Annotated in this window: 13 protein-coding genes and 1 pseudogene; 8 read left to right on the forward strand and 6 right to left on the reverse strand. The window is 51.3% G+C overall.

Annotated features, from left to right (window positions below; all coding sequences use genetic code 11):
• Positions 1 to 8: 8 nt before the first annotated feature.
• Positions 9 to 1,262, reverse strand: coding sequence for a glutamyl-tRNA reductase (gene hemA / locus AAH446_RS03215; RefSeq protein ID WP_342905801.1), 1,254 nt, complete (start codon positions 1,260 to 1,262; stop codon positions 9 to 11).
• Positions 1,263 to 1,489: 227 nt separating this feature from the next.
• On the opposite strand from hemA, the gene lolB reads away from it, so the two are divergent.
• The 3 genes from lolB to prs all read left to right on the forward strand — a co-directional run bounded on the left by lolB (position 1,490) and on the right by prs (position 4,088).
• Entirely contained in the window at positions 1,490 to 2,113 is a 624-nt protein-coding gene (lolB, locus tag AAH446_RS03220; protein WP_342905272.1) for a lipoprotein insertase outer membrane protein LolB, read from the forward strand.
• Positions 2,110 to 3,012 (forward strand): 4-(cytidine 5'-diphospho)-2-C-methyl-D-erythritol kinase, encoded by a 903-nt coding sequence (ispE, locus tag AAH446_RS03225; RefSeq protein WP_342905273.1) that lies wholly within the window; start codon positions 2,110 to 2,112, stop codon positions 3,010 to 3,012. Before lolB ends, ispE begins: the two co-directional genes overlap by 4 nt.
• Before the next feature lie 128 nt (positions 3,013 to 3,140).
• Positions 3,141 to 4,088, forward strand: coding sequence for a ribose-phosphate diphosphokinase (gene prs, locus AAH446_RS03230; protein ID WP_124232585.1), 948 nt, complete (start codon positions 3,141 to 3,143; stop codon positions 4,086 to 4,088).
• Between the two features lie 281 nt (positions 4,089 to 4,369).
• On the opposite strand, the gene ychH is transcribed toward prs, so the two are convergent.
• Positions 4,370 to 4,651 carry a stress-induced protein YchH gene (ychH, locus tag AAH446_RS03235; RefSeq protein WP_342905274.1) on the reverse strand — a complete coding sequence of 94 codons (282 nt, stop codon included), beginning with the start codon at positions 4,649 to 4,651 and terminating at the stop codon, positions 4,370 to 4,372.
• A gap of 274 nt (positions 4,652 to 4,925) precedes the next feature.
• On the opposite strand from ychH, the gene pth reads away from it, so the two are divergent.
• Together pth and AAH446_RS03245 are read left to right on the forward strand one after the other, a co-directional pair.
• Positions 4,926 to 5,510, forward strand: coding sequence for an aminoacyl-tRNA hydrolase (gene pth, locus AAH446_RS03240; protein WP_342905275.1), 585 nt, complete (start codon positions 4,926 to 4,928; stop codon positions 5,508 to 5,510).
• Between the two features lie 368 nt (positions 5,511 to 5,878).
• On the forward strand, positions 5,879 to 6,142 hold the full coding sequence (locus AAH446_RS03245) for an immunity protein (protein WP_342905276.1): 264 nt from the start codon (positions 5,879 to 5,881) through the stop codon (positions 6,140 to 6,142).
• 46 nt (positions 6,143 to 6,188) lie between these two features.
• On the opposite strand, the gene AAH446_RS03250 is transcribed toward AAH446_RS03245, so the two are convergent.
• Together AAH446_RS03250 and AAH446_RS03255 are read right to left on the reverse strand one after the other, a co-directional pair.
• Positions 6,189 to 6,821: an EAL domain-containing protein gene (locus tag AAH446_RS03250; protein ID WP_342905277.1), complete on the reverse strand. Its 633-nt coding sequence runs from the start codon at positions 6,819 to 6,821 to the stop codon at positions 6,189 to 6,191.
• Between the two features lie 139 nt (positions 6,822 to 6,960).
• A complete protein-coding gene (locus AAH446_RS03255) occupies positions 6,961 to 8,442 on the reverse strand; it encodes a SulP family inorganic anion transporter (protein WP_342905278.1) in 1,482 nt (493 codons plus the stop codon).
• A 355-nt stretch (positions 8,443 to 8,797) separates the two neighbouring features.
• Between AAH446_RS03255 and ychF the strand changes: the two genes are divergently transcribed.
• Together ychF and AAH446_RS03265 are read left to right on the forward strand one after the other, a co-directional pair.
• A complete protein-coding gene (gene ychF / locus AAH446_RS03260) occupies positions 8,798 to 9,889 on the forward strand; it encodes a redox-regulated ATPase YchF (RefSeq protein ID WP_342905279.1) in 1,092 nt (363 codons plus the stop codon).
• A 209-nt stretch (positions 9,890 to 10,098) separates the two neighbouring features.
• Positions 10,099 to 11,294: pseudogene (locus AAH446_RS03265) on the forward strand (tyrosine-type recombinase/integrase).
• A 93-nt stretch (positions 11,295 to 11,387) separates the two neighbouring features.
• Here the strand turns inward: AAH446_RS03265 and AAH446_RS03270 are convergent.
• Both AAH446_RS03270 and AAH446_RS03275 read right to left on the reverse strand, forming a co-directional pair.
• Positions 11,388 to 12,563 (reverse strand): YiiX/YebB-like N1pC/P60 family cysteine hydrolase, encoded by a 1,176-nt coding sequence (locus AAH446_RS03270; protein WP_342905280.1) that lies wholly within the window; start codon positions 12,561 to 12,563, stop codon positions 11,388 to 11,390.
• Between the two features lie 75 nt (positions 12,564 to 12,638).
• A protein-coding gene (locus AAH446_RS03275; RefSeq protein ID WP_342905281.1) for an IS3 family transposase occupies positions 12,639 to 13,750 on the reverse strand; the annotation gives its coding sequence in 2 pieces (ribosomal slippage) (positions 12,639 to 13,489 and positions 13,489 to 13,750; 1,113 coding nt in all).
• A 653-nt stretch (positions 13,751 to 14,403) separates the two neighbouring features.
• Here AAH446_RS03275 and AAH446_RS03280 point away from each other — a divergent pair.
• A complete protein-coding gene (locus AAH446_RS03280; protein ID WP_342905282.1) occupies positions 14,404 to 15,297 on the forward strand; it encodes a GntR family transcriptional regulator in 894 nt (297 codons plus the stop codon).
• Positions 15,298 to 15,322: the final 25 nt, after the last annotated feature.

Raw genomic sequence — 15,322 nt, forward strand, 5'->3', positions numbered from 1 at the left:
CGAAAACGCTACAGCCCGAGGCTGTCGCGTAAAATCTGCAGGCGTTCGTCATCCCCGTCGCGGGCAGCCTGCTGAAGAGATTTGGTCGGGGCGTGGATCAGACGGTTGGTCAGTTTGCGGGCCAGATCGCGCATCACATCTTCAGCATTCGCGCCCTGCTGGAGCGAGGCCAGCGCGCGGGCTTCAAGCTCGGCACGAACCTGTTCCGCCTGGGAACGGTAGTCGCGAATGGTCTCAACGGCGCCTTGCGCGCGCAGCCAGGACATAAACTCGCTGCTTTCCTGCATCACGATGGTTTCAGCCTGTACCGCAGCGGCTTTGCGCTGGGCCAGGTTGTTTTCGATAATCGCCTGGAGATCGTCAACGCTGTAGAGATAGGCGTTGGCCAGCTTGCCAACTTCCGGCTCCACGTCACGCGGTACGGCGATATCTACCAGCAGCATCGGCTGATTGCGACGCTGCTTCAGCGCCCGCTCCACCATGCCTTTACCAATAATCGGCAGCGGGCTGGCGGTGGAGCTGATGATGATATCGGCTTCGGCCAGGCGGGCATCGATCTCGGCCAGGCCGATAACCTCTGCGCCAACTTCATCGGCCAGCACCTGCGCACGCTCACGCGTCCGGTTGGCGATAATCAGTTTCTTCACGTTGTGCTGGCGCAGATGGCGGGCAGCCAGTTCAATGGTCTCCCCTGCGCCCACCAGCAGTACATTGACCGTGGAGAGGGATTCGAAAATCTGACGCGCCAGCGTACAGGCCGCAAAGGCGACGGAGACGGCGCTGGCGCCGATCTCGGTCTCGGTACGGACCCGCTTCGCCACCGAGAAGGACTTCTGGAACATCCGCTCCAGCTCGCTGGCGTGGGTATGACCCCGATGAGAATCAGCAAAGGCTTTTTTAACCTGACCCAGGATCTGCGGTTCGCCCAGCACCAGCGAGTCGAGGCCGCTGGCGACGCGCATCAGATGACTGACCGCCGCGTTATCTTCATGCCAGTAGAGGCTGTTACGCACTTCGTCCGCGCTCAGACCATGGTAGTCGCAAAGCCAGTTAACCAACTGCTCCTGCAAGTTTTCCTGCTGTTCCACGCTGAGGTATAACTCGGTCCGGTTACAGGTAGACAGCACAACGCCCCCCTGCACCAGCGGCTGAGCCAGCAGGCTGTTAAGGGCCTGATCCAGCGTCTCCGGCGAGAACGTGACGCGTTCGCGCAGAGCAACAGGAGCCGTTTTATGATTAATTCCGAGAGCCAGCAACGTCATGGTGATTTGGTCTGGGTTATCCCACAGTTGATAGGGGTTTGTGATGCGCATTCTACAAGATGAGCGAGATCAAGAAAAGCCATCCTTTTCCCTTCACTGTAACAAGATAGCGCGTTTGCGCGGCAAATAAGACAATTTGAGCATTGACGCCGCCTTAGCGGGCCGATAGCGTGGACGGTTACTGTGGGCAAGAACGCCCGAACGGAGTCTGAGGAGCTGACGTCTCTATGTTTATGAAGAATCGCCGCCTGATGCGGCTTTTACCGCTTGCCAGCGTGCTGCTGGCAGCCTGTAGCGTCAATAAACCCCAGGGGCCCGGACCCAGCGTGACCTCGCCGCAATGGCAGCAGCAGCAGCAGGCTGTCGAAAAAATAACCCAGTATCAGACCCGTGGCGCTTTTGCCTATCTTTCCGATAGCCAGAAAGTGTATGCGCGTTTTAACTGGCAGCAAACGGCGCCCGATCGCTACCGGCTACTGCTCACCAACCCGCTTGGCAGCACGGAATTGCAGCTCGATGCTCAGGGCAGCGTGATACAACTGGTCGACAATAAGGGCAAACGCTACGTCAGCAACAATGCCGAGAAGATGATCTCTCAGCTTACCGGTATGGATATCCCCCTTAATAATCTGCGTAAGTGGATGATGGGCTTGCCTGGCGACGCAACAGACTATTCGCTTGACGATCGCTATCGCCTTCGCGAGCTGCACTACAGCCGCAATGGCCAGCAGTGGACCGTGACCTGGCAGGATTATGACGAGAAGCAGCAGCCCGCCCTGCCCGCCAGACTTGAACTGCGTGAAGGGAATCAGCGCATCAAGCTGAAAATGGACAGCTGGACGGTAAAATGATCGCAGGAAGCAATACGCAGCGGGAAGCTGGCAGCGTCACCTGGCCTGCGCCCGCTAAACTGAACCTGTTTCTTTACGTGACCGGGCGCCGTCCCGACGGCTACCACAGCCTGCAAACGCTGTTTCAGTTTCTGGATTACGGCGACGAACTCCGCTTCCTGCCGGACGAGAGCGGCGAGATCAGGCTACTGACGCCGGTAGAAGGCGTACCGGACCCGGAAAATCTGGTCGTTCGTGCGGCCACGCTACTCAAAGAAGAAGCGATTCTCAGCGGAGGTGCAGCGCCCAGCGCCGGCGTCTCGATCGCCGTTGAGAAGCGCCTGCCGATGGGCGGCGGCCTGGGCGGCGGCTCATCCGATGCCGCCACCGTGCTGGTTGCCCTTAATCATTTGTGGCGAACCGGCTTCAGTTTTGAGAAGCTGGCAGCGCTCGGTCTGAAACTCGGCGCCGACGTACCGGTTTTTGTGCGGGGCTTTGCCGCAGTGGCGCAGGGCGTGGGAGAAGAACTCACCCCCGCCAGCCCGCAAGAGAAATGGTATCTGGTTATTCATCCGGGTATCAGCGTTGCCACGCCGGTGGTTTTCAGCGATCCGCTGCTGAAACGAGACACGCCGGTAAGGCAAATCAGTGAGTTATTACAGACGCAATTCAGCAATGATTGTGAGCCAGTAGTAAGAAAACGTTTTCGCGAGGTTGAACAGCTTGTTTCCTGGCTGCTAGAATACGCGCCGTCGCGCCTGACCGGAACCGGCGCTTGTGTGTTTGCCGAATTCGACACCGAGTGCGCGGCCCGCCAGGTGTTTGAGCTGGCTCCGAAAGAGTGGCAGAGCTTTGTTGCGCGAGGCGTTAACGTTTCGCCGCTGCACCGCCGCCTTTCCGAGCAACCGGAGTCTGCGTGACGGCATCCCCCTGTTCCTGATGCCGCACGAAGCTCTATTACACCCGTATGAAACCGTCGTTGCAGTATCACGCCCAGTGCCGCAACGACGTTGTTCATTCTCTGGACGCAAAGCCTGAGGTTCTTCTCGTGCCTGATATGAAGCTTTTTGCTGGTAACGCCACACCGGAACTAGCACAACGTATTGCCAACCGCCTTTACACTAGCCTGGGCGACGCCGCCGTCGGTCGTTTCAGTGATGGTGAAGTGAGCGTACAAATCAATGAAAATGTACGCGGTGGTGATATTTTCATCATCCAGTCCACCTGTGCCCCGACCAACGATAACCTGATGGAACTGGTTGTAATGGTCGATGCCCTGCGTCGCGCCTCAGCTGGTCGTATTACTGCCGTTATTCCCTACTTTGGCTATGCCCGTCAGGATCGCCGCGTACGTTCTGCACGCGTTCCTATCACGGCTAAAGTTGTTGCTGACTTCCTCTCCAGCGTAGGCGTTGACCGCGTCCTGACCGTGGATCTGCATGCTGAACAGATCCAGGGCTTCTTTGACGTGCCGGTTGATAACGTTTTCGGCAGCCCCATTCTGCTGGAAGATATGCTGCAAATCGGTCTGGAGAATCCTATCGTGGTTTCCCCGGACATCGGCGGCGTGGTGCGTGCCCGTGCTATTGCCAAGCTGCTGAATGACACGGACATGGCCATCATCGATAAACGCCGTCCGCGCGCCAACGTTTCCCAGGTGATGCATATCATCGGTGACGTTGCCGGCCGTGACTGCGTGCTGGTTGATGACATGATCGACACCGGTGGTACGCTGTGCAAAGCGGCGGAGGCACTGAAAGAACGTGGTGCTAAACGCGTCTTTGCCTACGCCACCCACCCGATTTTCTCCGGCAATGCCGTGGAAAACCTGCGTCATTCCGTGATTGATGAAGTGGTGGTTTGCGACACCATTCCACTACCGGAAGAGATTAAGGCACTGCCAAATGTGCGTACGCTGACGCTCTCCGGCATGCTCGCTGAAGCGATTCGTCGCATCAGCAACGAAGAGTCTATTTCTGCGATGTTTGAACATTAATAGCCTGCGGGACGGGCTTGCCCGTCCCACTTCTTCTGCTTTAAAACCCTGCCCTTTGCTTTTTTAGCCCGCCGCGATCGACTTTTTCAATTCCCTGCCCATCTCACCGCTGCTGAGCCAGTTACTCTACGTCCGTAACAGTTCGCCAGACGGTTTGCCCTTCTGCAGAGATGCGTTTATGGAAAGCGTTACGAGGTAAAAGCGGTGCGGGATAGAGCATGATGCTCAGATAGCGTGGCGATAGAGATAGCGCCTCACTCAGGAGGCGCAGAAAACAGATCTTAATGGTGGCTATGGTGAGAGGTTTTGCGGCAACGCTCATCGCCATAGTGCCTCAGCCAGTAATATTTATCGCAGACTTTCTCACGACCGCTGATACGGGCGCCGACCAGCCAGAGGAGCGCACCGACGAAGATGCTGAAAATAGCGCCCTGTACCATATATTGCGGGAGATGAAGCTGAGGCAGCTGATTCAGTACGGCATAGCCGACGCCGCCCACCATCACTATCAGACCCAGAATCATCAGGGCGTTCCCGGTAAGATTGGCATGTTTACGTCTCATCTTTAACCTCCAGCGTGATGTATAAGCACAGTCCTGTGCTAAGTGAGATAAGTTTATGCAATGGCTCCCGCGGCCGGTGAGTCACCGATCACATTTATCGCTTATTTTCATACAAAACTTTACGGCTAACAGGCTGATTTCCTATAGAAAATGTATTATCACGCGCTGTAATTATTGCGATCTGCCCCGCACTTTTCGGCCCGGTTTTGAGTTCTGGCCCCGGTCAACGTACACTACGCCCCTTCCCTATCGTATTTCTCAGGAAAACAGACACGTGAGCAGCATTAAACTGATTGTCGGCCTGGCCAATCCTGGCGCCGAGTACGCCGCAACGCGCCATAACGCCGGCGCCTGGTACGTCGATTTGCTGGCCGGACGCCACAACCAGTCTCTGAAAGAAGAAAGTAAATTTTACGGTTATACCGCCCGTCTTAATATCGGCGGAGAAGATGTCCGGCTGCTGGTGCCGACCACTTTTATGAACCTGAGCGGGAAAGCGGTGGCGGCGATGGCGACCTTTTACCGCATCGCACCGGAAGAGATTCTGGTCGCGCACGATGAGCTGGATTTGCCGCCCGGCGTGGCGAAGTTCAAACAGGGCGGCGGACATGGCGGCCACAACGGGCTGAAAGATATCATCAGCAAACTCGGCAATAGCGTTGATTTTCACCGTTTACGCATTGGCATTGGGCATCCCGGCGACCGGAATAAAGTGGTAGGTTTTGTGCTGGGCAAACCTCAGGCGGCGGAACAGACGCTGATTGACGGCGCTGTTGATGAAGCGGCCCGCTGCACCGAAGTGTGGCTGAAGGAAGATCGCCTTAAGGCGATGAACCGTCTGCACAGTTATAAAGCGTAACAGCCCGGCTTAATCGCGGTGGCGGCTGCGGCCGCTGCCAAACCAAATTGCTGTGATTAAGTACGCCGCAGGCTATTTTAAAGCCGGATTCAGGGAATCATGATGGCTTACACCAACTATCAGGCGGTAATATAGCCGACAGGTTCGCTAAAACGGCTTACCGGCAATGATTAAGATTCAGCTTTCCGGGTAACTATTTACAGGTACATGCGCTGGCAAATTACGCCAGACAGCGATTCGCTTAAAATCAGGGCAGAAACCCGCTGTGATAATCTTCACAACACATACTTTATAAGGTGGATAATAAGCACAGCCTGTTGTCAGTGCAGAATCTGAGGCTGCACAAGCGACTCATGGAGGGAGGTAGTATGATCGATTTAAAAAGCATGATTGAAAATGAAAGCGTTGAAGATATCTTACATTTTCTCGGCCCCAGACTCCCCTGGCACCGCATTGATCACTGGTTCGTACAATATAAATATGACGTTATCGCGAGCGGCGAACTTATGCGTACCACCACAATATTAGTGGAGGAAGGCAAGCTTGAGGAAGATGATACTGGCCATATCAGTGAAGGACCCCGCTGGGCTCCGCCGCCGTTTGTGATGGATAAGAAGTATGGCATTAAATAGCGTAAACAGATTGGGTGCCGGCTGTTAACAGACACCCCCATTCTGCTCAGTAGAGCGTTTCCAGCGCCATCGCCGGGGCAAAATAGCCCTGTACCGCCCAGATTTTACTGGCAGCCAGTTTTTCTAACTGAAGTCCGCCGGCTCCCCCTTCGACAATCACCCGGTTGGTATACTGGCGGATATGCGAAATCAGAATGGTAAAAAACGGCTTATCGATATTATCCAGATAGAACTGGCGATCGAGTTTAACCGCTTCAAACATACTCGACTGCAGCGCATTCAGATTTGCATCGCCTGCGCCTAAATCATCCAGCCAGAGGATATTAAGCTGACCTGTCAGCTCCCGTAAAATAGGATTATCAGGGCCGTCGTGCAGGTTCGGAAAATCCTCTGACAGCTTCAGCCGGACAAACGGCAAATGGCTTAAGATCTGCTGAAGAAAGCTGGACTGGACCACCGCTTTCGCCAGCTGAAAATTAATACTGACGCTGCATAGTAATCCGCGCTGACTGAAATAGTCCGCATACTGCTCCAGCGTCAGCAACTGGTTAAGCAGTACGGTTTCAGGATCTTCTCCCGGCGGCGCGGAGGGATCGTTACTCTCCCCCGACCTGAGATCGAGCGCCACGATCTCTCCGCTAAGCGTATGTATGGGGACGCAAAAATAATCATTTTTCATGCCATTAAGCCAATGTGCGGGCGTCCTGCCAGTGCTAAAAATCGTCGTACAGATAAACTTTAGACGTTCACTCTGTAAAACTGGTAATCAATACGACGATTTTTATCGTTATCGGCAGCTCCGCCGACAGCTTTAAGCATCAGCTATTATCTGCCGCCACTTTATAATCCGGATCGTCCAGTTCATGGCTACAGAAAGGACTCGCCTGCCTGAGAAGGCTGATGCAGTCGGGACTGAGATGGCGTAACCGTACATTCCTTCCCGCCTCAACGTAACGACTGGTCAGTTTATCAATGGCTTCAACGCCGCTGGAATCCATCACCCGCGTGCGGGCAAAATCGATCACCACGGTTTCGGGATCCTGATCGGGATGGAACAGCTCATTGAAGCTCGCAGAAGAACCAAAGAACAGCGGCCCTTCCAGCTTATAGGTTTTCTGGCCCTCTTCTTCTTTCTGTTCGAGGATGGTGATGCGCGCATGCTGCCACGCGAAAACCAGCGCCGAGACGATAACGCCGAAGATAACCGCCATCGCCAGATCGGTATAAATCGTCACGATAGTAACCGTAATCATAATCACCGCATCGGGTTTTGGCATACGCTTTAGCCGGCGCAGCGAACTCCACTCAAAGGTGTTGATACAGACCACAAACATAATCCCCGCCAGCGCGGCGACCGGCAGCAAAGCAATGTAATCCGAGAGGCTGATAACAAAAAGGATCAGCAGAATGGCACCGACCAGGTTAGAGATGCGTCCACGGCCACCGGAGGTGAAGTTAATAATCGACTGACCAATCATCGCGCAGCCCGCGAAGCTGCCAAAGAAGCCGCAGATCGTATTACCGATGCCCTGCGCCACACACTCTTTATTGCCGCTCCCCTTCTTGCTGCCCATTTCATCGAGGACGGCCAGCGTCAGCAGCGACTCAATCAGGCCAACCAGCGCGATAATCACTGAATAAGGCAGAACGATTTTCAGGGTTTCCCAGCTCAGCGGCGCTTCCGGCAGGTGAAAAAACGGCAGCGTGCCGGAGATATCCGCCAGATCGCCTACGCGTCGGGTATCCAGCCCGAAGCCGATGGCGATGGCACTGATGGCAATCAGCGCAGCCAGCGATCCCGGGATGACGCGGGTAAATTTAGGAAACAGCCAGACAATCAGCATCGCCAGCGCCACCAGCGCATACATTACCGGCCCCTGATTTTTAATCATCGGGATCTGCGCCAGCGCGATCACTATTGCCAGGCCGTTAACGAAACCATAAATCGCAGGCTGAGGCACCAGTCGGATGAATTTCCCCAGTCGAAATATGCCGATCGCGAGCTGAATAAGCCCGGCGAAAATGGTGGCCAGCAGTACGTATTCATAGCCATGCGTCTGAATAAGGCTGACCAGCACCACCACTATCGATCCGGCGGCCCCGGAGATCATCCCCGGCTTGCCGCCGAAGAGCGCGGTTACCAGCCCGAGAATAAAGGCAGTGTGCAGACCAATGGTCGGAGAGAGTCCGGCCAGCAGTGAAAACGCGGTGGCTTCAGGGATCAGCGCCACGGAGACAACGGCGCCGGCCAGGACGTCATTTTTCACGTCGGCAGCCCTGAAGTTGCTGAAATTAAACATGCTTATTTCCAGATATTTTTATGTACAGATGATTTCTGCTCCCGCGTAACGGGCACAGTAAGACTCATCCGGGGATGAGAAACGCAGCGACAGCCGCGAAGAAAGGGGAACACTCAGGGTGGCGTAAGCAGGAAGCCAGGCATCTGCAATCGTCTCCGTTGGCGGTTAAGTCGGCCCAGTATCGGGAAATGTGAGTGAGATCTCAACCTCTATCTGAGCTGACCGGCCACAAATCCCCGCCATACCGGCGATAATTACGTGTATAATGTGCGGAAACTTTTTAGTGACACAACCTACTCAGACATCAGGCTATGCAATATTAGTCTGATTATCAAGCAATTAAGGTGATTCAAACATGGGATTCAAATGCGGTATTGTGGGCCTGCCAAACGTCGGGAAATCCACCCTGTTCAATGCGTTAACCAAAGCGGGCATCGAAGCAGCTAACTTCCCGTTCTGTACCATTGAGCCGAATACCGGCGTGGTGCCAATGCCTGATTCCCGTCTGGATAAACTGGCGGAAATCGTTAAGCCTCAGCGTATCCTGCCAACCACCATGGAGTTCGTTGATATCGCCGGACTGGTGAAAGGCGCCTCCAAAGGTGAAGGCCTGGGCAACCAGTTCCTCACCAACATCCGTGAAACCGAGGCTATCGGCCACGTGGTGCGCTGCTTTGAAAATGACAACATCATTCACGTCAATAACCGGGTCGATCCGGCTGACGATATTGAGGTTATCAACACCGAACTGGCCCTCTCCGATCTGGATACCTGCGAGCGTGCCTTACAGCGCGTGCAGAAGAAAGCCAAAGGCGGCGATAAGGATGCTAAAGCAGAACAGGCCGCGCTGGAGAAATGCCTGCCGCACCTGTCGAACGCCGGGATGCTCCGCTCGCTGGATCTGAGCGATGAAGACAAAGCGGCGATCCGCTACCTGAGCTTCCTGACCATGAAGCCGACCATGTATATCGCCAACGTTAACGAAGACGGTTTCGAGAACAATCCTTATCTTGACAAGGTGCGTGAGATCGCCGCTGGCGAAGGTTCTGTGGTTGTGGCCGTTTGTGCCGCCGTTGAGTCGGATATCGCCGAGCTGGAAGATGCGGACCGTGAAGAATTCATGGCCGAGCTGGGCATTGAAGAGCCGGGCCTGAACCGCGTGATCCGTGCCGGCTATTCGCTGCTGAACCTGCAAACCTACTTTACCGCTGGCGTGAAGGAAGTTCGTGCCTGGACTATTCCAGTGGGCGCTACGGCACCGCAGGCAGCAGGTAAAATCCATACCGATTTCGAGAAAGGCTTTATCCGCGCACAGACCATCGCCTATGAAGACTTCATCACCTATAAAGGTGAACAGGGCGCGAAAGAAGCCGGGAAAATGCGTTCAGAAGGTAAAGATTACATCGTGAAAGATGGCGACGTGATGAACTTCCTGTTCAACGTCTAAGCTTTATCGTCTCATGAGGTTTTACTGAATCTCACCCTGACTGGCAATTTTATTGAATCCACGCCGCTGCGTGGATTTTTCATTTCATAGAGTCTCAGCTCATCTCGTAACAACGCTGTCAAAAATGAGTACATGGATGAGTACAACACTCTTCCATCTTCATTTTAAGTGAGTACAACAACGGTATAATAAATAAACAAGGCCCCGTTATGCTCACTGATACGCAATGCCGCACTGCCAGGCCGAAAGAAAAACTCTATCGACTTAATGATTTCAACGGTCTCTACCTCGAAGTGAAACCCAATGGCAAAAAGGCTGGCGCTATCGGTTTAAACTCAACGGTAAATCCAGCATGTTTGCGCTGGGTGAGTACCCGACGGTCAAACTTGCCGAAGCTCGCGAGAAATGCGAGCAAGCGCGAAAGCAGGTCGCGGATGGCGTTAGCCCAACACAGGCTCGTCAGTTAGATAAGATTCGCAAGGTCAACGACGCATCCAACACCTTTGAGCTAATCGCCAAAGAGTGGTTGCAGATGAAAGACTGGGCCGAAATCACCAAAACGCGACGACTTGATATGCTTGAGCGTGTAGTTTTCCCCAATATTGGCAAACTCCCTATCAGGGAAATCACACCACATCACATTCTCAACATTCTTCAGCAAACCGCTAAACGCGGCGCACCGACCGTTGCGGCTGAAGCACGCCGTACTATTTCATCGATTTTCGAGCTGGCGGTTGCGACTCTCAGAGCAGATAGCAATCCTGTTTGGCCAGTACGTAAGGCGATTTCGGCAAATAAAACACAGCACAAACAGGCATTGAATCCACAGCAAATTGGGAAGTTATTAAGCTGCTTTGATAACAGTCGCGGCTCATACCAGGTTAATTATTGCATGTGGCTAATGTGGTGGACGCTGGCGCGTCCTGCCGAAGTCACCGAAGCAACATGGGCCGAATTTGATCTTGATAACGCACTATGGACCATTCCCGCTACGCGCATGAAAGCTCGTAGGGAACATGTTATTCCCCTTCCCTCCCAAGCAGTCAAAATGCTCAAAACGCTGCAAGGATTAACCGGGCATCGTCAGCATCTATTTCCAGGCAGAGATAATCCGCTAGGGCCAATGACATCTCATTCTCTGCGCCAATTACTGAAAAGCCTCGGATGGAGTGGAACGTATAGTCCACATGCTACCAGAACTACAGGCAGTACACGTTTGAACGAAATGGGTTATCGGCCTGATGCTATCGAGGCTCAACTTGCGCACGCAGACACCAACAATGTTCGCCGCACATATAACCATGCGACCTATCTTGATGAACGTAGGGTGATGATGCAGGAATGGGCTGATAAACTGGACGAATGGGTAGACATAGACAAAAATTTTGATATTGATAAACAATGAAGGTTACACAATATCGTCCATTTGCAATTTACTGTAAAAATAGAGGCACTGACGTTGATCAAAAGTGCCTCGACAAAAACTGCTTATTTTATATTAAAGTTCAGGGGCATATTCTCTTATGTAACCAATGAATTTTATGGACATTTCATTAATTTCCTTGAAACCCTGTGTATTATTAAACTGTGCCGAATACCTTTCAATAATAATGAGTCGGTCCTTAATTATAAGCAGCATTCCTTTTGGCACTTGAAAGTCAGCCTCTGCATATTTAAGCCCTGTTTCAAGATTGTCTCGCCCCGCAATATAACTTTGCAACCGTTGTTTAAAAACACTAACAGTATTATTTATTTCCTGCCTAAGAATTTCAAACAATTCATTTCTATCTCCACCAGATGCAAATTCAACATTTAATTTGAACAATGTGTAATCATACCTGTAGGGATTACGCTCTCTATCTATATTTATGTGGGCAAGATAGCCAGAAGCATACATGGCTTCGGTAAGCTCATCGTCAAGTCCAGGTACATCTTTATTTTGATATAATGCCCAACTAATATCATTTAGAGTAGTGATAACTACTTCACCATAGGGAGAACCTACCATTTTAATACCATGGTTTTTGAAAATATCCATTGCCCTGTTAATAAAATTAACAGTATTACCAGTGTGGTCTGTGTGAGGAGTTAATTCCAGCGCATGCCGGACTTCTGCTTCTGAAGCAGGATTGACTGCCCCCTTGACTTCGTGCAATAAGTCGTCATTATTTTCAATATCTGCTGGCGAACAAAAGTTAATATCATCGACAATATTTATGCCAGCTTCTTTATAGCACTGTGCTACTAAGCGAGAGCAAAACTGTTTTCTGCTATTTTCAGAAAATTGCTTTAAAAACTGTGGTCCTTTTACCGATAGCGCTTCGGATACGGAGTACTGGCTTCCGACAAGATAACGAGCATGTCCGCATATCTTTTCTATTACTTCAGGTTCAGGTGTTTCTTTAAGCCTCAATACCAAAAAATCATTTATTTCGCGCACTGTTGAACGATTAGGAATTCGGCTAAACACCCCCCCTGCTCGCGTTGCCTCAATGATAGTGCCACCAACGCATATCATTGCGTGAGAATATCGACTACCGGTCTGTTCACAAATCTTTTCTGAATACCATTCGTACCCCCTCTCAAGAATGATATCGCCCGGCTGCAGATAATCTACATTTAGAATAAAATGCGGCCCTGTATAGTTATCTGAATTATTTACTTTATCCATCATGATGATTCATTCCTTTAATTTAATAAAAACTTTAAACATTCCCTATCAAGAGGTAGTATTGTAAGTATACCCGTTTTAGTTCCACGCAATTTTTGAGATTTCCTGTTTTTCAGCCATCAGCCGGTACGCTTCCGGCGTCAGATTATTCAGAGATTCATGAGGCCGCTCGTTGTTATACTCGGCCAGCCTGCGCTCTGTAATTTCCCGCGCTTCATTCAGTGTCCTGAACAGGTAAAAATCCAGGATTTCTGTCCGGTACGTCCGGTTGAACCGTTCGATAAAGGCATTCTGTGTCGGCTTACTCGGCTTGATAAAGTCCAGCATCACCTCGTGCTCTTCTGCCCATTGTGCCAGGGCCAGCGACACCAATTCCGGCCCGTTATCCATCCGTATTTTCACAGGATATCCACGGTTTGCCACTATCCTGTCCAGCACCCGTACCATTCTCTGAGCCGGGATATTCAGGTCGATTTCTATCGCCAGTGCTTCACGGTTAAAATCATCCACCACATTAAAGGTACGGAAGCGTCGGCCACAGACCAGCGCGTCGTGCATAAAATCGATGGACCAGCTCTGGTTAAGCGCTTCCGGCGTTGCCAGCGGTGCCGGATTGCGCACCGGAAGACGTTGTTTGCCCTTGCGACGAAAATTCAGTTTCAGCACGCAGTAAAGCCGGTGAACACGTTTGTGATTCCAGACGTTGCCCTGCCTGCGCAACACCTGAAACAGCTTCTTAAAGCCATATCGCGGATAGCGCTCAGCCAGTTCAGTTAAAGCCCGGATCACAGGTTCATCACGCCGGGTATCGGGCTGATAAAAATATACCGTCCTGCTCAGCGATAAGGTCCTACACGCCTGGCGGATGCTCATGGCAAATTGTGCCGTCAGATAGCTGACGAGCTCCCGCTTTATTGCTGGTTTTAAAGCTTTTTTTCGATAACGTCTTTCAGCGCCCGACATTCAAGACTGAGATCGGCAAACATCTGTTTTAGCCGCCGGTTCTCGTCTTCCAGATCTTTGATCTTTTTAATATCAGCCGCCTCCATCCCGCCATATTTCGCTTTCCAGTTGTAATAGCTGGCTTCGGATATAGCGGCCTCACGGCAGACATCTTTGACGGTTCGCCCGGCTTCGACAGACTTGAGAACGGCGATGATCTGGTGTTCAGTAAATCGGATCTTGCGCATAGCGATCTCCTCAGGGGACATAGTCATTATGTCGGAAGATCTCTAAAAGTGAATGGTCCGTATTGCAGGGATACTTCCACAGGCACGGAATAAATGTGAGAGCACCCGTAAGTTGCCATTGGGAAAGTCGTTTGAAACTGTGACATCGCACTCATTACGCAACATCCCCGACTGGAGCAGGATTTACAGCCCCCATGCCACCAGCAATATGTGCAGGACGCGATCAAACGAGATGATCATGAGTCTGCTGCAATTGAGACTCAACTGACCCATGCTGATACGAATAATATACGCGGCACTTATCATCCTGCGATTTATCTTGATGAGTAAAAATAGTGATGCGAAAAAAGGCTAATAAAATTGCGTTATGGGGAAATACAATTTCAGGTTAGAAAAATAGTACAACCCGATAGCCAGCGTACCGCCATCACTCAACGTCAGATATAGAAGACCTTGTGCTACATTATTTGAGATTAATGCTGGACGCACATGCTTTCCAGGCAATGCCTTAATAAAATATCAGTAAGCCCCTCTTTTCCTTGAGAATTACTCAGTAAAATGCACCTGACACTCTATAATTTTTGCTTTTAAAATGAGTAAAATGCAATAATAGAGGCATTCTTTCGCATTTATTCCCTCGGCTGAGCGTACTTATGAAGATTAGCGCCCTGACAGAACGGCTTTCGCTAAAAATTGTTAGTTTAATTAACACCGGTGATATTGCACCAGGTGCACACTTAAGCGTTCCCAAGCTCGCAGAAACCTTTGATGTATCACGTTCTCCAGTGCGTGAAGCGCTGGTTTATCTTGAGCAGAAAGGTATCCTGCAACAAAGGCTCAACCGGGGATTCTTTGTCAAAGAAGACTACGCGCCACAGCAGACCGGTGAGCCGGCAGAAATCGAGAATAATGATTTACCCGAATATTATCAGTTAGCTGAAGACTGGCTACAGGACAATATTGAATCTGAGGTCACTGAGCTTTTTTTGATGAAGCGCTATGATATGACTAAAAGTCAGCTATCGACCGTACTGGCACGCGGGATCAGCGAAGGCTGGGTAGAACGTAAACAGGGATATGGCTGGCGCTTCCTGCCTGTGGCCAAAACTAAAGCTGCACTTGAGCATATTTTCAGCTTTCGTATGGTGATTGAACCTATGGCTATCCTTGAGCCGACCTTCAATGCACCGCAGGATAAAATTGACGAAATCCGTCGTGAACTGGAAATGTTGCTTGAAAGTGGTATTGAACGTCTGTCACCCAAACAGCTGCAGTTAGCCGGTTACCGGTTTCACGAGACAGTGATCGGCTTCTCTAATAATCCTTTCTTTGAAATATCGCTACGTAACGTTAACCGCATGCGTAAGCTTATGGATTACCGCATCATGGATGATCGGAGTCGTTACTATTCAGAAGTAAAAGATCACATGCGTATTCTGGCTATGATAGAGGCAGGCCAGCGGATTGAAGCCTCTTATTCCATGAAGCAGCATCTTTCGGTGGCACTGGAGAATAAGAAAATGCGCCGTATCAGCGCAGAAGCTTAATCGATAAAAAAAGGCTCATCCTGTG

Source organism: Erwinia psychrophila, assembly GCF_039023475.1.
GTDB lineage: Bacteria > Pseudomonadota > Gammaproteobacteria > Enterobacterales > Enterobacteriaceae > Erwinia.